This window comes from Stenotrophomonas maltophilia R551-3 (assembly GCF_000020665.1).
Classification (GTDB): Bacteria; Pseudomonadota; Gammaproteobacteria; order Xanthomonadales; family Xanthomonadaceae; genus Stenotrophomonas; species Stenotrophomonas maltophilia_L.
Window position 1 is genome coordinate 1,737,993 of record NC_011071.1, and the last position, 18,016, is coordinate 1,756,008.

17 protein-coding genes are annotated in these 18,016 nt (G+C 66.1%); 11 read left to right on the forward strand and 6 right to left on the reverse strand.

The window, feature by feature from the left end; translation table 11 throughout:
• Positions 1-171: 171 nt before the first annotated feature.
• Positions 172-621 carry a DUF6491 family protein gene (locus SMAL_RS07955; RefSeq protein WP_012510713.1) on the forward strand — a complete coding sequence of 150 codons (450 nt, stop codon included), beginning with the start codon at positions 172-174 and terminating at the stop codon, positions 619-621.
• Positions 622-695: 74 nt separating this feature from the next.
• Here SMAL_RS07955 and SMAL_RS07960 read toward each other — a convergent pair whose 3' ends face one another.
• The 3 genes from SMAL_RS07960 to ftsY all read right to left on the reverse strand — a co-directional run bounded on the left by SMAL_RS07960 (position 696) and on the right by ftsY (position 3,504).
• Positions 696-965, reverse strand: a complete 270-nt coding sequence (locus SMAL_RS07960; protein WP_004153160.1) for an oxidative damage protection protein — start codon at positions 963-965, stop codon at positions 696-698.
• A gap of 5 nt (positions 966-970) precedes the next feature.
• Complete coding sequence (mutY, locus tag SMAL_RS07965) at positions 971-2,095, reverse strand: A/G-specific adenine glycosylase (RefSeq protein WP_012510714.1); 1,125 nt, start codon at positions 2,093-2,095, stop codon at positions 971-973.
• Positions 2,096-2,178: 83 nt separating this feature from the next.
• The gene (gene ftsY, locus SMAL_RS07970) at positions 2,179-3,504 is read right to left on the reverse strand and encodes a signal recognition particle-docking protein FtsY (protein ID WP_012510715.1); all 1,326 of its coding nucleotides are present in this window, start codon (positions 3,502-3,504) and stop codon (positions 2,179-2,181) included.
• Positions 3,505-3,633: 129 nt separating this feature from the next.
• On the opposite strand from ftsY, the gene SMAL_RS07975 reads away from it, so the two are divergent.
• The gene (locus tag SMAL_RS07975; RefSeq protein WP_004153163.1) at positions 3,634-3,933 is read left to right on the forward strand and encodes a hypothetical protein; all 300 of its coding nucleotides are present in this window, start codon (positions 3,634-3,636) and stop codon (positions 3,931-3,933) included.
• A 350-nt stretch (positions 3,934-4,283) separates the two neighbouring features.
• On the opposite strand, the gene htpG is transcribed toward SMAL_RS07975, so the two are convergent.
• A complete protein-coding gene (gene htpG, locus SMAL_RS07980) occupies positions 4,284-6,176 on the reverse strand; it encodes a molecular chaperone HtpG (RefSeq protein WP_012510716.1) in 1,893 nt (630 codons plus the stop codon).
• A gap of 642 nt (positions 6,177-6,818) precedes the next feature.
• Here htpG and rsmD point away from each other — a divergent pair.
• The 6 genes from rsmD (at position 6,819) to SMAL_RS08010 (ending at position 11,636) form a co-directional block, all read left to right on the forward strand.
• Positions 6,819-7,397, forward strand: coding sequence for a 16S rRNA (guanine(966)-N(2))-methyltransferase RsmD (gene rsmD / locus SMAL_RS07985; RefSeq protein ID WP_012510717.1), 579 nt, complete (start codon positions 6,819-6,821; stop codon positions 7,395-7,397).
• 26 nt (positions 7,398-7,423) lie between these two features.
• Complete coding sequence (coaD, locus tag SMAL_RS07990; RefSeq protein ID WP_008267036.1) at positions 7,424-7,933, forward strand: pantetheine-phosphate adenylyltransferase; 510 nt, start codon at positions 7,424-7,426, stop codon at positions 7,931-7,933.
• A gap of 61 nt (positions 7,934-7,994) precedes the next feature.
• Entirely contained in the window at positions 7,995-8,486 is a 492-nt protein-coding gene (locus tag SMAL_RS07995; RefSeq protein WP_004153167.1) for a hypothetical protein, read from the forward strand.
• 132 nt (positions 8,487-8,618) lie between these two features.
• Entirely contained in the window at positions 8,619-8,900 is a 282-nt protein-coding gene (locus tag SMAL_RS08000; protein ID WP_004153175.1) for a YfhL family 4Fe-4S dicluster ferredoxin, read from the forward strand.
• Positions 8,897-10,627: a gamma-glutamyltransferase gene (ggt, locus tag SMAL_RS08005; protein WP_012510718.1), complete on the forward strand. Its 1,731-nt coding sequence runs from the start codon at positions 8,897-8,899 to the stop codon at positions 10,625-10,627. Before SMAL_RS08000 ends, ggt begins: the two co-directional genes overlap by 4 nt.
• 121 nt (positions 10,628-10,748) lie before the next feature.
• Positions 10,749-11,636, forward strand: coding sequence for an MBL fold metallo-hydrolase (locus SMAL_RS08010; RefSeq protein ID WP_004153182.1), 888 nt, complete (start codon positions 10,749-10,751; stop codon positions 11,634-11,636).
• Positions 11,637-11,732: 96 nt separating this feature from the next.
• Here the strand turns inward: SMAL_RS08010 and SMAL_RS08015 are convergent, their stop codons facing one another.
• Positions 11,733-12,026, reverse strand: a complete 294-nt coding sequence (locus tag SMAL_RS08015; RefSeq protein ID WP_004153183.1) for a PsiF family protein — start codon at positions 12,024-12,026, stop codon at positions 11,733-11,735.
• A 143-nt stretch (positions 12,027-12,169) separates the two neighbouring features.
• Positions 12,170-12,802, reverse strand: a complete 633-nt coding sequence (upp, locus tag SMAL_RS08020) for a uracil phosphoribosyltransferase (RefSeq protein WP_012510719.1) — start codon at positions 12,800-12,802, stop codon at positions 12,170-12,172.
• Between the two features lie 217 nt (positions 12,803-13,019).
• On the opposite strand from upp, the gene SMAL_RS08025 reads away from it, so the two are divergent.
• The 3 genes from SMAL_RS08025 to SMAL_RS08035 are packed head-to-tail and all read left to right on the forward strand — an operon-like array spanning position 13,020 to position 18,012.
• Positions 13,020-15,533 (forward strand): TonB-dependent receptor, encoded by a 2,514-nt coding sequence (locus SMAL_RS08025; protein WP_428993285.1) that lies wholly within the window; start codon positions 13,020-13,022, stop codon positions 15,531-15,533.
• Positions 15,533-16,648 carry an NHL repeat-containing protein gene (locus tag SMAL_RS08030; protein WP_004153186.1) on the forward strand — a complete coding sequence of 372 codons (1,116 nt, stop codon included), beginning with the start codon at positions 15,533-15,535 and terminating at the stop codon, positions 16,646-16,648. Before SMAL_RS08025 ends, SMAL_RS08030 begins: the two co-directional genes overlap by 1 nt.
• 14 nt (positions 16,649-16,662) lie before the next feature.
• Positions 16,663-18,012: a purple acid phosphatase family protein gene (locus tag SMAL_RS08035; RefSeq protein WP_232054061.1), complete on the forward strand. Its 1,350-nt coding sequence runs from the start codon at positions 16,663-16,665 to the stop codon at positions 18,010-18,012.
• The last annotated feature ends 4 nt before the right edge of the window (positions 18,013-18,016 follow it).

Here is an 18,016-nt window from a genome sequence, read left to right on the forward strand (position 1 = left end):
GGTAGAAGCCGACCTTGGTCGGCTGCTCTTGCAGGGCAAGCGCCAACCAAGGTTGGCGACTACCGTGGTCCGGCCAGCAGCCGCCGACCGGCTGCTGAATGGGGCTCCGGCTGTCGCGCCGGCGTTGTCTGCGCAGGCGCATGATGGCGACAGTTCCCCGAGGAGATCGCCATGAAGACCCCGATCCTGATGGCCGGACTCTGCCTGGCTCTGGCCGCCTGCGCGACCACCGGCCGGCTCAGCTCTGCCGAGAAACTTGACCTGTACCGTGCCCATGCCGGCGCGGCGCAGAACGACATGCAGTTCTTCGGCAGCCTCAATGGCTGGACCGAGCTGGGCGACAGCGCGCTGGCAGTGTGGACCCGTCCCAGCGAAGCCTACCTGCTGGAATTGAGAGGTCCCTGCCAGGACCTGCCGTATGCCACCGCCATCGGCCTGACCAGCCAGATGAACCGTGTTTCGGCGCGTTTTGACAAAGTGCTGGTGCGCGACCCGACGGGCGGCCCGCGCATGCCGTGCTTCATCGACAGCATCCGCAAACTGGACGTGAAGGCGCTGCGTGCCTCCGAACAGGAGCTGCGCCAGGCGCAGGTGCAGGAGCGCGAGGAAAGCACGAAATAGCGTGATAGTGCCGGCCGCTGGCCGGCATCGCGCGGATGCCAGGTTGCCGGCCAGCGGCCGGCACTACCTGTGTGTCAGGCTTCCGGGGTGAAGCCGGCCGGCTTTTCCGCGTCCTTCTCGAACAGGAACTTGACCAGTTCGCCTTCAAGGAACGCGCGATGCTCCGGCGTGCGCGGCGACAGGCGGTTTTCGTTGATCAGCATGGTCTGGTGCGCCAGCCATGCGGCCCAGGCCTGCTTGCCGATGTTGTTGAAGATGCGCTGGCCCAGCTCGCCGGGGTAGGGCACGAAGTCCAGGCCCTCGGCATCGCGTTGTTCGTACTGGCAGAAGACGGTTCGGGACATGGCATTCACTCGTGGTTGCGGGGTTTCTTGGAATTTCGTTTTGGCGTCTTGATCGTTGCGCCGTCGAGCAGTTTGCGGATCGGTGCCGGCAGGCCCAGCGCGGGCAGTTCGTCGGCGGCCACCCAGCGCAGCGTCGGTTCTTCCACGCGCAGGCCGTGCACCTGTCGCGACAGTACCTGCAGATGCAGCTTGTAGTGACTGAAGGTGTGCTGCAGCACTGGCAGCTCTTCGGCCTCTTCCAGCGAGCCGTCGACGTGCAGGTCGAACCAGTCCTGCAGCACGCTGCCGGCCTCGGCCTGTGGCAGCGTCCACAGCTGCGCCCAGATGCCGGTATCCGGCCGCTTCTGCAGCAGCACGCGCTGCTGGGCGTCGCGCAGCAGCAGCGCAACGGCCTCGCGCTCGGGCAGGGTCTTGCTGGGCTTGGGGGTCGGCAGTTCGGCGCTGCGGCCTTCGCGCCGTGCCACGCAGTCATCCTGCAGCGGGCAGATCACGCAGGCCGGTTTGGCGCGGCTGCACACCGTCGCGCCCAGATCCATCTGCGCCTGGGTGTAGTCGGCCATGCGCCCGGCCGGCACCTGCGCCACGTGCGTCTCGGCGATCGCCCACAACTGCTTCTCGATCGCGGGCAGGCCGGGGAAACCCTCGATGCCGTGGTAGCGGCTGAGCACGCGCTTGACGTTGCCATCGAGGATCGCGAACGGATCGTTCCAGGCCTGGCTGAGGATCGCGCCGGCGGTGCTGCGGCCGATGCCGGGCAGGGCATGCAATGCATCGAAGTCGCGCGGCAGTTCGCCGTCGTGCAGTTCCACGCACCGTTTGGCTGCGGCATGCAGGTTGCGTGCGCGGGCGTAGTAGCCGAGCCCGGCCCACTGCGCCATCACCGCGTCGTTGCTGGCGGCGGCAAGGTCGGGCAGGGTCGGGAAGTGCTGCAGGAACCGCTGGAAATACGGGATGACCGTACTCACCTGGGTCTGCTGCAGCATGATTTCCGACAGCCAGACCCGGTAGGGACTGCGCGGGTGCTGCCAGGGCAGGTCGTGGCGGCCGTGGTCGTCGAACCAATGCAGCAGGTGGGCGACGAAGCCGTCTTCCTGGGCAGTCTTGGCGCTGGCGTGCGGCTGGCGGGGCATCGGTGTTCCGGAGGTGGGCAGCCACCCATGGGGTGGCTCTACCGGTTTCAGTAGAGCCACGCGACGCGTGGCTGCACGGTGTATCAGGCGCCCAGCGCCTCAGGCAGCAGGGCGTCGACGAAGGCTTCCGGATCGAACACGCGCAGGTCTTCCGGGCGCTCGCCGATGCCGGCGAAACGGATCGGAATGCCGAACTCGCGGGCTAGCGCGAACACCACGCCGCCCTTGGCGGTGCCGTCCAGCTTGGTCACCACCAGGCCGGTCACGTTCACGGCGGCGTTGAACTGGCGCAGCTGCGACAGCGCGTTCTGGCCAGTGGTGCCGTCGATCACCATCAGCACTTCGTGCGGTGCAGTGGGGTCGATCTTGCCGAGCACGCGGCGGATCTTGCCCAGCTCGTTCATCAGGCCGGACTGGGTATGCAGGCGGCCGGCGGTATCGGCGATCAGTACCGAGGTGCCGCGAGCCTTGCCGGCCTGTAGCGCGTCGAATGCCACTGAAGCGGCATCAGCGTTCTGACCCTGCGCGACCACGGCCACGCCGTTGCGCTCGCCCCAGGCCTGCAGCTGGGCCACGGCAGCGGCGCGGAAGGTGTCACCGGCGGCCAGCATCAGGCTGTGGCCTTCGTCCTTGAAGCGCTTGGCCAGCTTGCCGATGGTGGTGGTCTTGCCGACGCCGTTGACGCCGACGGTCAGCACCACGAAGGGCTTGGCGGTGCGGTCGATCACCAGCGGCTTGGCCACCGGCTGCAGGATCGCGATCAGTTCGGCACGCAGCGCGGCAAGCAAAGCGTTGGCATCGACGAATTCACGCGCCTTCATGCGCTTGCGCAGGCCCTCCACCAGGTCGGTGGTGGCACCAACGCCGACATCGGCAGTGATCAGTGCGGTTTCCAGCTCGTCCAGCAGGTCGTCGTCGAGCTTGGGATTGCGCGAGAACAGGCCGCCGAAGCTGCGCGCGATGACGCTGTTGCGCAGGCGCTCCCGCCAGCCGGGCTTGCCAGCCGTGGCCGGCACGGCGTCGACGGAGGCTGCCGCAGGCAGATCGTCGGTGATCGGTGCCGGGGTGGGCTCAGGCAGCGGTGAGGGTACCGGTTCGATGGCCGGGGTCGCGACGGGGGCGACGTCGATCTGCGTAATCGGGCTCGGAGCGGTGGGAGCCGGGACTGCCGGGACCACCGGCGCTGTAGCCACCGGGGAGGGCTCGATCGTTACCGGTGCGACCGCTGCCGGGGGCGGCTCGACGGGGGCGGGTGCGGTTGGCGCAGCTACCGGCGCCGGTTCCTTGTCCTCGGCGGGCGCGGCCGACGGGAACGCCGCCGCCAGCTCTTCAGCCGAGTAGTGCTGGGTCTTGGGAGCCTCCGTTGCGGGGGCATCCTGGGGCTTCTTGCGGCGGAAAAAACTGAGCATTGGCAAAAGGCGCTGAAATCAGAGGGATATGCTACCACTCGGGCCTGTCGGGCCGATGTGGACTCAAGGTCGCGGCCCGTCGGCCGTTAACCGGTCCGGAGGGCTGCGCAGGGCGGCCCGGAGACCGCCATGAACAACGTGATGGGAATCGCCCTCAGCGGGATGCGCGTGGCCCAGCAGGGCGTGCAGGTAGCCGCGCACAACGTGGCCAACCTGGCGACCCCGGATGCCCAGCGCCTGCAGCTGCAGCGCGGTGCTGCGGAGCAGGGCGGGGTGCAGGCCGCGGTGGTCCCTGCCGACGCCGATCCTGGTGCGCCATTGGGGGATCTTCTGGCGGCAAAGGCCGAGGTGGTGGCCTTCGCTGCCAATGCCGCGGTGATCCGCCGCCAGGACCAGATGCTGGGCTCGCTGCTGGATCGGGACGCCTGAGCAACACCGCTTTGGCAGGTGCCAACCGCCGCCCCTGGTGGGTGCCAACCTTGGTCGGCACGCTTCGACCCAGCCTGGTAGGTGCCAACCTTGGTCGGCACGCTCGACCCGCCCTGGTAGGTGCCAACCTTGGTTGGCACGCTTTTTGGGGCGCCAACCAAGGTTGGCCTCTACCAGGGCAGCAGTGCCAACCAAGGTTGGCCTCTACCAGGGCAGCAGTGCCAACCAAGGTTGGCCTCTACCAGGGCAGCAGTGCCAACCAAGGTTGGCATCTACCAGGGCAGCAGTGCCAACCAAGGTTGGCATCTACCAGAGCAGCGCCGGGCCATGCCCGGCGACCACCGCTTCGATCAGGCCGACAATTCCAGCAGCAGCTTGTTCAGGCGTGCCACGTAGGCACCCGGGTCCTTCAGGCTGTCGCCGGCGGCCAGCGCGGCCTGGTCGAACAGCACCCGGCCCAGGTCGTCGAAACGTGCGCCATCGGCTTCCGCATCCAGCTTCGCGATCAACGGGTGGCCCGGATTGATCTCCAGCACCGGCTTGCTGTCCGGCACCTTTTGCCCGCTGGCTTCCAGGATCTGGCGCATCTGCAGGCCCAGGTCCTGCTCGCCGATGGCCAGCACCGCCGGCGAATCGGTCAGGCGGTGCGAGACGCGCACTTCGGCCACGTCATCGCCCAGCACGCTCTTCAAGCGCTCGACCAGGCCCTGCTTGTCCTTGGCTGCCGCTTCCTGCTCCTGTTTGTCGGCTTCGCTTTCCAGCGCACCCAGGTCGAGGTCACCACGCGCGATATCGACGAAGCCCTTGCCATCGAAATCGGTCAGGTAGCCCATCAGCCACTCGTCGATGCGGTCGGTCAGCAGCAGCACTTCCACGCCCTTCTTGCGGAACACTTCCAGGTGCGGGCTGTTGCGTACCTGGCTGTAGCTCTCGCCGGTCAGGTAGTAGATCTTGTCCTGGCCTTCGGCCATGCGGCCGATGTAGTCGGCCAGCGACACGCTCTGTGCATCGCCGTCGCCACGGGTGGAGGCAAAGCGCAGCAGGCCAGCGACCTTCTCGCGGTTGTTGTAGTCCTCGGCGGGGCCTTCCTTCAGCACCTGGCCGAATTCCTTCCAGAACGTGGCGTACTGCTCAGGCTTGTCGTTGGCCAGCTTCTCCAGCATGTCCAGCGAGCGCTTGGTCAGCGCGGCCTTCATCGAATCGATGACCGGGCCGGACTGCAGGATCTCGCGCGAAACGTTCAGCGACAGATCATTGGAATCAACCACGCCCTTGATGAAGCGCAGGTACAGCGGCAGGAACTGCTCGGCCTGGTCCATCACGAACACGCGCTGCACATACAGCTTCAGGCCCTTGGGCGCGTCGCGGTGGTACAGGTCGAAGGGCGCGCGACCGGGCACGTACAGCAGCGAGGTGTACTCGAGCTTGCCTTCGACCTTGTTGTGGCTCCACGCCAGCGGGTCGCTGTGGTCGTGCGCCACGTGCTTGTAGAACTCCGTGTACTCGGCGTCGCTGATTTCAGTACGCGGACGGGTCCACAGCGCGCTGGCGCGGTTGACGGTCTCCCACTCGACGGCCGCGCCTTCTTCGGCGTCTTCCTTCGGCATCTGGATCGGCAGGCCGATATGGTCCGAGTACTTCTTGAGGATGCTGCGCAGGCGCCAACCGTCGGCGAAGTCATGCTCGCCATCCTTCAGGTGCAGCATGATCTGGGTGCCGCGCTCGGCCTTGTCGACGGTGGCGACGTCGAAATCGCCTTCGCCACGCGAGGTCCAGCGCACACCTTCGCCTGCAGCCAGGCCGGCACGGCGCGAGGTGACTTCCACTTTGTCGGCGACGATGAAAGCGCTGTAGAAGCCGACGCCGAACTGGCCGATCAGCTGCGAATCCTTCTTCTGGTCGCCGGACAGCTGGCGCAGGAAGTCGCCGGTGCCGGACTTTGCAATCGTGCCCAGGTGGGCAATCGCTTCGGCGCGGCTCATGCCGATGCCGTTGTCTTCGATGGTGATGGTGTGGGCGGCGGGGTCGAAGCTGACGCGCACGCGCAGTTCGCTGTCGCCTTCCAGCAGGGCGGGCTGGGTCAGGGCCTCGAAGCGCAGCTTGTCGGCGGCATCGGCGGCGTTGGAGACCAGCTCGCGCAGGAAGATCTCCTTGTTGGAGTACAGCGAGTGGATCATCAGCTGCAGCAGCTGCTTGACTTCGGTCTGGAAGCCAAGGGTTTCGGTCTGGGTGGTCTCGGTCATCGATAAGGCTCCGTGTGCAATGCCGCGCCAGCGCGTGCGGCCTCGCCAAGGGGTATGGCTGATTGTCCCGAAATCAAGGGGTTGGTCGGCCGGGCTGCGCCCGGCACCCGCTCAGTGCAACTGCAACTGCCAGAGCCAGAGCGGCATTCCGTGGGATGGCGGGGCACTGTGGGTTCGCGGGGACGGCGCAAGTACGTCCATGTAGCCTTGGTCGCCGCATCCATGCGGCTCACACCCCGCGAACCCACAGTGCCCCGCCTCTGACAGGTTCACGCGGCTGTTGGTAGGTGTCGACCTTGGTCGACACATCTGTCAGATATCGATACATCCAATGGGGTCAGATCCGTTTTTCGCAGGAAAACGGATCTGACTCCAAGAGAGTTCCGACAGATCGCAGAAAACTGTCGAAGGCGGGGTGGGTCCGGTTGAGGGGGCGTGAGCCGCATGGATGCGGCGACCGAGCTTACATGGACGTACTTGCAGCGTCCCCCTCGACCGGACCCACCCCGCCATCCCAAGGAATGCCCGCTGTTGCTGTTGCTTCGGCCGTTGCTGTGGCTTCTGCGGGTGCCGGGCGCCGCCCGGCCGAACTACAATCCCGCTCATGCTGAAATTCTCGAATACCTCCCGCCGGGGGCGCCGATGAGCGGCCGTGGCGGCAATGACGGCCAGGTCCGCATCATCGGTGGTCGCTGGCGCAATACCCGCCTGCCGGTGCCGACCCTGCCGGGCCTGCGGCCCAGCAGCGACCGCGTGCGCGAGACCCTTTTCAACTGGTTGATGCCCAGGTTGGGCGGTGCGCGGGTGCTCGATCTGTTCGCCGGCAGTGGTGCGCTGGGCCTGGAGGCGGTCTCGCGCGGTGCCGCCCACGCCACTATGGTCGAGCGCGACGCGCAGCTGGGACGCAATCTGACCACCGCCGTGGCCAAGCTGCAGGCCACCGACCAGATCACGGTCGTGCAGTCCGACGCCGTGCGCTGGCTGCAGGGTGCGCCCGCGCAGCAGGCCGACCTGGTCTTCATCGACCCGCCGTTCGCCGACGGCCTGTGGCAGGACGTGCTGGCCCAGCTGCCGCGGCACCTGGCCGCCGATGCCTGGCTGTACCTGGAGTCGCCGGCCGGCCACGTGCCGGTGCTGCCGCCGGAATGGCTGCTGCACCGCGAGGGCAGTACCCGCGAGGTGCGCTTTGCCCTGTACCGCCGCGCCACTGCTACACTTTGACCTCATCTGAACATCTGCAACCGCCCATGACCGTGGCCAACCGCCGCATCGCCGTCTATCCCGGCACGTTCGACCCCATCACCAATGGTCATATCGACCTGGTGAGCCGGGCCGCGCCGCTGTTTGAAAAGGTCGTGGTCGGTGTGGCGCAGAGCCCGTCCAAGGGCCCGGCGCTGCCGCTGGAGCAGCGCGTGCAGCTGGCGCGTGGCGCATTGGGCCACCACAGCAATGTCGAGGTGATCGGTTTCGATACGCTGCTGGCGCATTTCGTACGTTCGGTGCAGGGGGGGGTCCTGCTGCGCGGCCTGCGCGCGGTGTCCGACTTCGAATACGAATTCCAGATGGCCAGCATGAACCGCCATCTGATTCCCGAAGTCGAGACCCTGTTCCTGACCCCGGCCGAGCAGCACAGCTTCATTTCGTCATCGCTGGTCCGCGAGATCGCGCGCCTGGGCGGCGACGTGTCCGGTTTCGTGCCGGCCGCGGTGCTGGAAGCCCTGCGCAAGGTCCGCGAGGCGAAGTCGGCGCAGTCGTAAGCCCCGCGGTACCCGCACCCCCTTTACGTACAACACCACGCACCATTCCGGGAGGAAACCCATGAACACCACCATGCGCGCGATGCTGATCGCTTCGTTGGCCCTGGCCTTCACCGCCTGCAAGAAGGAAGAGGCCGCTCCGGTCGACGAGGCCAAGCAGGCCTTGGTCGCTCCGTCCAAGGACGACGATGCAGGCTGGAAGAAGTACCTGCAGGAAGTGGCGATCCAGAACATGGGCAACATCACCAACAGCCCGTTCCTGTACTACCTCTCGCCGGAATCGGATCCGGACTTCCAGGCCAAGTACGAGCGCCAGACCGAGAGCGCGACCCAGGCCGTGGCCCGTGGCGTGCAGCCGGGCAACATGCTGGCCTTCGGTTCGTCGGCCTCGGGCAAGATGGCTGACATGATCCAGGCCGTGTTCAAGGACGTGTCGCCGGATTCGATGAAGGGCGTGCGCGTCGTCTTCATCGGCCAGTCGGCCGACAACGCCCGTGTGCAGGCTGCGATCCAGCCGACCGGTGCCGAGTACATTTTCGTCGAAGCCAAGTAATACCGAGCCATGGCGGCCATGCTCCGGCATGGCCCGGGCGGCGTCCTGCAAGGGCGCCGCTGATGACCTGACCGGCCCGCGCGCCCGCGTTGGCCGGTCCTTTGTCCCAGGGCGCGGGCGAGGAGTATCGCCGTGTCGCTGAAAATCAACGAGCTCTGCGTCAACTGCGACGTATGCGAGCCGGCCTGCCCGAACCAGGCCATTGCGATGGGTGAAACCATCTACGTGATCGACCCTGCGCGCTGCACCGAATGCGTGGGTCATTTCGACGAGCCACAGTGCGTGGTCGTCTGCCCGGTCGAATGCATCGACCCGGACCCGGAGATCGTGGAAACGGAAGACCAGCTGCTGGCCAAGCTGCGCCAGCTGCAGCACGATCACCCTGAACTCTATGCGGAGCCCCCATCCGAATGAAGACGTTGATCGTCCGCCCCCTGTTGCTGCTTGGCCTGCTGCTGAGCCCGATGGCCTGGGCCGACAGCTCGGTCCGTGCCGAGCGCCCCGATGGTGCGGCCATCGCCAGTGGCCACCGGCTGGCCACCCAGGCCGGCATCGACATCCTGGCGCAGGGCGGCAACGCTTTCGACGCTGCGGTGGCGGTGTCGTCCACGCTGGCGGTGGTCGAGCCGATCAGCTCGGGCCTTGGCGGCGGCGGTTTCTTCCTGCTGCATGATGCGGCCACCGGCAAGGACGTGATGCTGGACGCGCGCGAGACCGCGCCGGCCGCTGCGACTCCGCAGGCCTACCTGGACAAAAAGGGCGACCTCGACCGTGACCGCTCGGTCAACGGGCCGTGGTCGGCCGGCATTCCCGGCCTGCCTGCGGCGCTGGTCGAGCTGTCGGCCAAGCACGGCAAGCTGCCGTTGTCGGCTTCGCTGCAACCGGCGATCCGCATCGCGCGCGACGGTTTCCCGGTGTACGACCGCATGGCCAAGGGCTATGCCTCGCGCCGTGAAGTGATGGAGCGCTACCCGGGGACGCGCGAAGTCTACCTGCGCAACGGCAAGCCGATCGCCACCGGCGACCTCTTCCAGCAGCCGGAACTGGCGCAGACCCTGGAACGTCTCGCCGCTGACGGCTTCGATGGCTTCTACAAGGGCCAGACCGGCAAGCTGCTGCTGGCCGGCGTGAAACAGGCCGGTGGCAAATGGACCGCCGAGGAGCTGTCGGGCTATCGCGTGAAGCTGCGCGAGCCGATCGTCTTCAACTACCGCGACTGGAAGATCACCACGGCGTCGCCGCCGTCTTCCGGTGGCATCGCGCTCGCGTCGATGCTGCAGATCCTGGAAGGCTGGGACCTGAAGTCGATGGATGAGGCCCACCGCACCCACCTGGTGGTGGAAGCGATGCGCCGTGCCTACCGTGACCGCACTTTCTTCCTCGGCGATCCGGACTTCGTGCAGATCCCGCAGAAGGTGCTGGTCAGCAAGGACTACGCACAGGGCCTGCGCGCCACCATCCATCCTGAGAAGGCCACCCCCAGCGACCTGCTGTCGGGCAACCCGACCCCGCTGGAGGACGACGAGACCACCCATTTCTCGATCATCGACCGCGACGGCAACCGCGTCGGTGCCACCCAGACCGTCAACCTGCTGTATGGCTCGGGCCTGATTCCGAAGGGCACCGGCGTGCTGCTGAACAACGAGATGGACGACTTCGCACTGAAGCCGGGTACGCCCAACGCGTTCGGCGTGATGGGCTATGAGGCCAATGCGCCGAAGCCGGGCAAGCGCATGCTCAGCTCGATGACGCCGACCTTCATGGAGAACGCCGACAAGGTGGTGGTACTGGGCACGCCGGGTGGCAGCCGCATCATCACCATGGTGCTGCTGGGCATCCTTGGCTACGACGCGGGCCTGGACGCGCAGCAGGTCGCTGCGCTGCCGCGCTACCACCACCAGTGGCTGCCGGACCTGATCGAAGCCGAGAACGATGCGTTCGACGCCGACACGGTAAAGCAGCTGCAGGCGATGGGCCACAAGATCGACCTGCCGGGCAATGTCGCCGCCGGTGGCCGTGGCTCCAGCCACGTCTGGGGCAACCTGCAGACCGTGGAATGGGACCGCAAGGCGAACAAACTGTTCGGTGGCAGCGACCCGCGTAACCCGGTGGGCAGTGCCCAGGTTGTACCGGCACGCTGATGCTCCGGTAGCGCCGGGCCATGCCCGGCGGACGGAGAGCCTGAAGACCCCGCCTTTACCGGCGGGGTTTTCCGTTTCCAATCTAGCGATTATTTAACGAGCCGACGCCGATAATTGGCGCATGAAACTCTGGTCGATTCGTGGAAACTCGCAGCGCCTTGATGGCGGTGCGATGTTTGGTAACGCGCCGCGCGCGTTGTGGGAAAAATGGGCGGCACCGGACGAGCTCAATCGCATCGAGCTGGCCTGCCGTGCGCTGCTTGCCAGCCCGCTGGAAGGCAAGACGGTGCTGTTTGAAACCGGTATTGGTGCCTTCTTCGATCCACGCATGCGCGAACGCTACGGCGTGCAGGAAAGCCAGCACGTGCTGATCGATTCGCTGCGCGAAGCCGGTTTCGAGCACGAGGATATCGACGTGGTGGTTCTCAGCCACCTGCACTTCGATCACGCCGGGGGCCTGCTCGCGGCCTGGAGCGAAGGGCGTGAGCCGGAGCTGCTGTTCCCCAACGCGACCTATGTGGTCGGTGCGCAGCACTGGCAGCGTGCGCTGCAGCCGCACCCGCGTGACCGTGCCAGCTTCATTCCGGAACTGCCGGGCCTGCTGCAGGCCAGTGGCCGTCTGGAAGTGGTGGACGGCGAATATTCGAAGGCGCTGGGGCGCACCGTGCGTTTCAGTTACAGCGACGGCCACACGCCGGGGCTGATGCTGGCCGAAATTGTCGGCCACGCGCGCGCCGATGAATCACCGAAGGGCGGCGTGGTGTTCTGCGCCGATCTGATTCCGGGCCGCTCGTGGGTGCACGTGCCGATCACCATGGGCTACGACCGCAACGCCGAGCTGCTGATCGACGAGAAACGGCAGTTCCTCGAAGACAAGCTGGCGCGCAACGTGCATCTGTTCTTCACCCACGACCCGCAGGTGGCGCTGGCGCAGCTGGGCCGCGATGACAAGGGCCGTTTCGTGACCCTGCACGAGCAGGGCGAGCTGAAGGCACGCGCCCTGGGGTAAGGGTAGAGCCGAGCCTACGCTCGGCTGCTCCCCTGAACGGTCATGCACGTTACGGATTCCTGAGCCGAGCATGGGCTCGGCTCTACGTCACTGCCATTACGACGCCTTCAGGCAGCTGCTCATGAAGGTCTTGCGTGCATCACCGGCCAGCTTCTTCGTACCCGCATCGGCGTTGCACTTGCGCATGCGTTCCTGCGGCGTGGTCGCAGCCTTGCTGTCGGTAGCGTGGCCGCTGAGGCAGGAGCTCTGCGCGGTCTTGTAGGCGTCGCCCTTGAGCCCCTTGTTCTTGGCCGAGCAGTCGGCCATGCGCTGCTGCTGCGGAGTGGTGGCGTTGGCAGCCAAGGGCAGGCCGACCAGCAGGACGGCGGCCAGCAGGAAAGAGGCTTTCATCGGGAGCTCCAAGGGTGGCTGGTGCGCGGAGCATTCGCTTCCCGGCGCCAAGAGCACGTGAAGAATCGCAACGCGGCCGCGACGCCCCGCGCTGTTGGGGTCAGAACCCTTTCGGCACGAAAGGGCTCTGACCCCGCTGGCATTCAGCCGACGCGGGTGCCGAAGATGCGATCACCGGCATCGCCCAGGCCAGGCAGGATGTAACCCTTGTCGTTGAGCTGGGCATCGATGGCCGCGGTGTAGATCTCCACGTCCGGGTGCACGGCCTTGACCGCCTCGATGCCTTCCGGCGCGGCGACCAGGAAGATGCCCTTGATGCGGCGGGCACCGGCACGCTTGAGCATGTCGATGGTGGCGATCAGGGTGCCGCCGGTAGCCAGCATCGGATCCAGGATCAGCGCATCGCGCTCTTCCAGGCGACCGGTCAGGCGCTCGAAGTAGGGTACCGGCTGCAGGGTTTCCTCATCGCGCTGCAGGCCGACCACGCTGACGCGGGCCGCCGGGATCAGCGACAGCACGCCGCTCAGCATGCCCAGGCCGGCGCGCAGGATCGGCACCACGGTGATCTTGGCCCCGGCAATGCGTTGTACGGTGATCGGGCCGGCCCAGCCGGGCAGGGTGTGCGGTTCGGTCTCCAGGTCAGCGGTGGCCTCGTAGGCCAGCAGCGTGCCCAGCTCGTTGGCCAGTTCGCGGAAATCCTTGGTGCTGAGCGCGGCGTTGCGCATCAGGCCGATCTTGTGCTGCACCAGCGGGTGGCGCACTTCGACGATCTTCATGGTCGGGAAGGGGGAAGAAGGAGAGAGGACGCCATTTTGCCGGATCGGCGGGCCGAACCCAAACCTGGCCTGGAGCGGCCTTACATGAAATGTGCAGGCGCATGTCACGGCCATGCAACCTTGCGGACATACCGTGCAGACCCATTCTTAACAGGAATGGGGATTCCCAGTGCATATCAAGACTCCGTTGGCCGTTGCCATCACCCTGACCCTGGCGATGGGGGCCGCAGCCCCGCTGCAGGCGGCCGGGCAGCAGGCGGTTGCCGCCACCGGCGCCGTGGCCGCTGATGCGGTCGACCTGGACCGCATCGAAGTGCGCGCCCAGCTCGAATCACAGATCCGCGCGGTTGACCTCAAGCGCAGCAGTGATGCGATCGAAGATGCCGTGTCCTCCGATGCACTGGGCCAGTACCCGGACAAGAATGTCGCCGAATCGCTGCAGCGACTGCCGGGCATCAGCGTGACCCGCGACCAGGGCGAAGGGCGCTTTGTGGTCATCCGCGGCCTGGACGCCAACCTCAACAGCGTCAGCGTGGACGGCATTGCCATCGGTACGCCGGAAGATTCCAGTCGTGCCGCACCGCTGGATGTGATTCCGTCCGATTCCACCGAGCGCCTGCGCGTGGTCAAGTCGCCGACCCCGGACATGCCGGGTGATGCCATCGGTGGCGCCGTGCTCGTGGAGTCGGCCTCGGCCTTCGACCGCGACGGTCGCAGCCTGCGTGGCAAGATCGAAGGCAGCCACCAGCAGTTGTCCGGTGAGACCAGCCCCAAGGCTGCCTTCAACTACAGCGAAGTGTTCAACGACACCTTCGGTGTGGCGCTGGGCGTGAACTACCAGAAGCGCAAGTTCGAGTCGGACAACACCGAAGTGGAGTATGACGGCGAGGACGATGCCGTCCCCGGCGATGTCACCGCGATCAACCTGCAGCACCGCAAGTATGAGATCGAGCGCAAGCGCATCGGTGCCAACCTCAACCTCGACTGGCGCCCGAATGAAGACAGCAAGTACTACCTGCGGACGCTGTACAGCCAGTTCGACGATGCGGAGACCCGCCAGCGCGTGATCTTCAACTTCGACGACGCAAAGATGGTCAAGACCGGCACCGACCAATATCGGCTGGATGGCATGCCGAAAGATTCCATCGACAAGCGCATGCGCTACCGCACCAAGAAGGAAAACACCTTCGCGGCAAGTCTCGGTGGCGAGAACAAGCTGACCAACGCCGTGGTCGATTACCGGATCGGCTACACCCGCACCGAAGAGCGGGTGAACGACGAGATGGAGGCCCGTTTCAAGCTTGATGGCAAGGCCTTCAATGGCACCCTCGACCAGCGCAGCCGCCTGCCCAGCTACAGCTTCGACAACCCGCAGTGGCTGGACAACGGCAACTACGCGTTCGACCGCTTCGTGCTCTCGCCCAAGCAGGTCAACGACAAGGAACACAGCGCGCAGGTCAACGTACGCTTCGACGGCGACAGCAGCAGCATCAAATTCGGCCTGCTGGGCCGCTGGCGCGACCGCGACGTGAACGTCGACGAACGCGAACTGCGTGTCGGCCCGAAGGTGGCGCTGTCGAGCTGGACAACCTCCTCGCCGGAACACCGCCACGGCAACCTGGGTGACGGCATGGATTCGGCCGCGATGCGTGCTTTCTGGGCGGCCAATGGCGGCCAGTACAGCGCCCGTCCCCAGGATGCCGGTGGCAACGCGATGACATCGCTGGAAGAGGACTACGTGGCCAGTGAAGACATCTTCGCCAGCTACGCCATGGGTACCTGGGATGTGGGCGCGCTGCGCATCATCGGCGGTGTGCGCGTGGAAAACACCCAGTTCAAGGCGATCGGCAACCAGGTGGACGTGGCCGCCAACGGGCGCAGCTTCACGGTTACCCCGCGCGTGGCCAACAGCAGCTACACCAACGTGCTGCCGGGCCTGCACCTGCGCTACGACGCGGCCGATGACTGGGTACTGCGCGCCTCGGCCAACAAGACCGTATCGCGTCCTTCCTTCGGCGATGTCTCGCCACGTGTGGGCTACAGCCGCGGCGACGAGGAAGTGCGCCTGGGTAATCCGGAACTGGATCCGTACGAGTCGAAGAACATCGACCTGTCGGTGGAGAAGTACATCGGCAGCACCGGTATCGTTTCACTTGGCCTGTTCCACAAGTCGATCGATGGCTACATCGTGCAAACGGTGCGGACCAATGATCCCGCTTATGGCGGCTTCGACGTGACCCAGCCGATCAATGGCCGCAAGGCCACCGTGCGCGGTGCGGAATTCAACTGGCAGCAGCAACTGGCCTTCCTGCCAGCCGGCCTGGACGGCCTGCTGGTCGGCGCCAGCGGTACCTGGCTGGATACCAAGTTCGATGCCGGCATCAAGGACCGTGCCGGCGAGGATTTCACCCTGCCGCGCGCCTCCAAGCATGTCTACAGCGCCCACATCGGCTATGAAAAATATGGTGTCAGTACGCGGCTGGCGGCGGTGTACCGCAGCGAGTACCTGGACAGCATCGGCAAGGGCCGCGCGTTCGATATCTTCGTGGCGCCCAACACCCAGCTCGATTTCTCGCTGGACTACAAGTTCACCCCGCGGGTGAGCATGTACTTCGAAGCACAGAACCTGCTGGACAAGCCGCTGGAGCTGTACCAGGGCACGCGCTCGCGCACCCTGCAGATGGAAGAGTACGGCCGTACCTACGCGCTGGGCCTGAAGGTGGCGCTGTGATGGGGCGCCGCATCCCGGTCCTTGCCGCGGCATTGGCGGCTGCTCTGCTGGCAGGCTGCACGCCGGCCACCGGCAATGATCCGGCCGTGGCCGCCACAGCAGCGAAGCCCGCGGCACAGCGGGCGGTGGCGACCATCGCCGAGGCATTTGTCACTCCACTGACCCCGGCCGACAACATCGATTCGCCGGCGGCGTGGCGTGCACCGGATGGCAAGCTGTGGCTGATTGCCACCGCCAAGGCCACCGACAAGCTGGTGGTCTACGATGGCAGCACCGGCCAGCACCTGCGTGACGTTGGTAGCAGCGGCACCGGGCCAGGGCAGTTCGATCGCCCAAACGGCATCGCGGTGACCGACGACCTGCTGTGGATCGTGGAGCGCGACAATCATCGCGTGCAGGTGCTGAGCCTGCCGGACTTCATCCCGCTGGCAACGTTCGCTGCCGAGGATCTGCGCAAACCGTACGGGTTGTGGGTCGACCGCCGTGCCGATGGCTACAGCGTCTACGTCACCGACTCCTGGGACAACGGCGAGGATGCGCAGGGCCGTGACATCCTGCCGCCGCTGGCCGAACTGGACAAGCGCGTGCGCCAGTACCACGTGACCCGCGACGGTGCGAAGGTCGAGGCGAAGCTGGTGGCCAGCATCGGCGATACCACCGAGGCGGGAGCGTTGCGCGTGGTCGAGTCGATCTGGGGCGATCCGGAGAACGATCGCCTGTTGATCGCCGAAGAGGACGAGAGCTACGCCAGCGAGTTCAAGGTCTACACCCTGGCGGGCCGTTTCACGGGTACCACCTTCGGCCGCGATGTGTTCAAGGCGCAGGCTGAAGGCGTGACCCTGCGCACCTGTGGCAAGGACGGCTGGTGGATCACCACCGAGCAGGGCAAGCAGCGCAGTGTGTTCCACCTGTTCGACCGGCATACGTTGAAGCCTGTGGGTGCGTTCCAGGGCAATACGGTGGCCAACACCGACGGCATCTGGTTGATGCAGCCGGCCAGCCCACGCTTCCCGCACGGTGCGCTGTACGCAGTGCATGACGACCAGGGCGTGGTCGCGTTCGACTGGGAAAGCATCGCCAAGCAACTGGCGCTGCCATTGGAGTGTGGCGAATGAGCCGCCATTGCGTGATGCGTTCATTGGCGCTCGGCCTGCTGCTGGTGTTGCCGTCGCTGTCACCTGCTGCGGTCGAGCCGAATACCCAGGTGCCGGCGGGCAGCCGCTACTACGCAGCATCCACGGTGCCGGACCGCATCGTGGCATCGCCCGCGGCCGATCCCAGCCATGGCTTTGCCGTGGCATGGCGTACCGATGGCAGCGTGCAGGCGCCGCTGCTGGAGATTGCCGTGGCAGGTGATTCGCCGGCCATCGAGGACATCCGCCAGGTGCGTGCGACGACCCGCGCGCTGCAGACCGAGAACGGGCTGTCGCATCATCATCGCGCGGACATCAGCGGCCTGCAGCCGGATACCCAGTATGTCTACCGCGTGCAGGGCAATGGCAGCTGGAGCGCCTGGAACCAGCTGCGTACGCTGGCCGCCGCCGACCAGCCGTTGACGCTGTTGTACTTCGGAGACACCCAGAACAAGAACGTCAGCCATGTCAGCCGCGTGCTCCGGGCCGCGCAGAAGGCCGCGCCGGAGGCACGCATGAGCCTGTTCGCCGGTGACCTGGTCAGCGGCGGCGACAACATGGATGACAGCGAGTGGGGCGAGTGGTTTGCTGCTACCAGCTGGCTGGCGCAGGAAACCCTGGTGGCGCCGGCGATCGGCAACCATGAGTACTTCGAGGAATTCGAGGACACCCCGCAGGAGCGCCGCGTGCTGGGCAAGCATTGGCCGGTGACGTTCGCGCTGCCGGGCAATGGCACCACCGCCGCGCAGCAGACCAGCTACTGGTTCGATGCGCAGGGCGTGCGCGTGGCCGTGGTTGATGGTACTTCGGCACTCGACCTTGGCACGGCCAAGGCACAGGCGCAGTGGCTGGACAGGGTGCTGACCGGCAATCCGCAGCCATGGACCATCGTGCTGCTGCACCAGCCGTTCTACTCACCGCGCGAGGGCCGCGAGAACGCGGCGCTGCGTGATGTGCTGTTGCCGGTGGTGCGTCGCCACAACGTGGACCTGGTGCTGCAGGGCCACGATCACACCTACGGCCGCCGTGGAGAAGGGCAGGCTGCCACGCCGCAGTACGTGGTGACCGTGGCCGGGCCCAAGCAGTACCGCCTTTCCGACGAAGCACGCAGGACGATGGATCCGGTGGCCGAAGACACCCAGCTGTTCCAGGTGCTGCGCATCGACCCGCAGCAATTGCGTTACGAGGCACGCACGGTGACCGGTCGCCTGTACGACGCGTTCGAGCTGCGTCGTGATGCCAAGGGTGGCAAGCAGCGGCTGGAGCAGCGCGAGGGCCGCATCACTTCGCGTGAATGCCCCCGTGCGCAGACTGCCAAAGGTCGCGCAGACCGTTGTTGGGAGTGAGAGG

Bases quoted from the DNA above. Each gene is read 5' to 3' on its own strand.
- SMAL_RS07955 (WP_012510713.1), top strand. From the start codon at position 172: ATGAAGACCCCGATCCTGATGGCCGGACTCTGCCTGGCTCTGGCCGCC.
- SMAL_RS07960 (WP_004153160.1), bottom strand. From the start codon at position 965: ATGTCCCGAACCGTCTTCTGCCAGTACGAACAACGCGATGCCGAGGGC.
- mutY (WP_012510714.1), bottom strand. From the start codon at position 2,095: ATGCCCCGCCAGCCGCACGCCAGCGCCAAGACTGCCCAGGAAGACGGC.
- ftsY (WP_012510715.1), bottom strand. From the start codon at position 3,504: ATGCTCAGTTTTTTCCGCCGCAAGAAGCCCCAGGATGCCCCCGCAACG.
- SMAL_RS07975 (WP_004153163.1), top strand. From the start codon at position 3,634: ATGAACAACGTGATGGGAATCGCCCTCAGCGGGATGCGCGTGGCCCAG.
- htpG (WP_012510716.1), bottom strand. From the start codon at position 6,176: ATGACCGAGACCACCCAGACCGAAACCCTTGGCTTCCAGACCGAAGTC.
- rsmD (WP_012510717.1), top strand. From the start codon at position 6,819: ATGAGCGGCCGTGGCGGCAATGACGGCCAGGTCCGCATCATCGGTGGT.
- coaD (WP_008267036.1), top strand. From the start codon at position 7,424: ATGACCGTGGCCAACCGCCGCATCGCCGTCTATCCCGGCACGTTCGAC.
- SMAL_RS07995 (WP_004153167.1), top strand. From the start codon at position 7,995: ATGAACACCACCATGCGCGCGATGCTGATCGCTTCGTTGGCCCTGGCC.
- ggt (WP_012510718.1), top strand. From the start codon at position 8,897: ATGAAGACGTTGATCGTCCGCCCCCTGTTGCTGCTTGGCCTGCTGCTG.
- SMAL_RS08010 (WP_004153182.1), top strand. From the start codon at position 10,749: ATGAAACTCTGGTCGATTCGTGGAAACTCGCAGCGCCTTGATGGCGGT.
- SMAL_RS08015 (WP_004153183.1), bottom strand. From the start codon at position 12,026: ATGAAAGCCTCTTTCCTGCTGGCCGCCGTCCTGCTGGTCGGCCTGCCC.
- upp (WP_012510719.1), bottom strand. From the start codon at position 12,802: ATGAAGATCGTCGAAGTGCGCCACCCGCTGGTGCAGCACAAGATCGGC.
- SMAL_RS08025 (WP_428993285.1), top strand. From the start codon at position 13,020: ATGGGGGCCGCAGCCCCGCTGCAGGCGGCCGGGCAGCAGGCGGTTGCC.
- SMAL_RS08030 (WP_004153186.1), top strand. From the start codon at position 15,533: ATGGGGCGCCGCATCCCGGTCCTTGCCGCGGCATTGGCGGCTGCTCTG.
- SMAL_RS08035 (WP_232054061.1), top strand. From the start codon at position 16,663: ATGCGTTCATTGGCGCTCGGCCTGCTGCTGGTGTTGCCGTCGCTGTCA.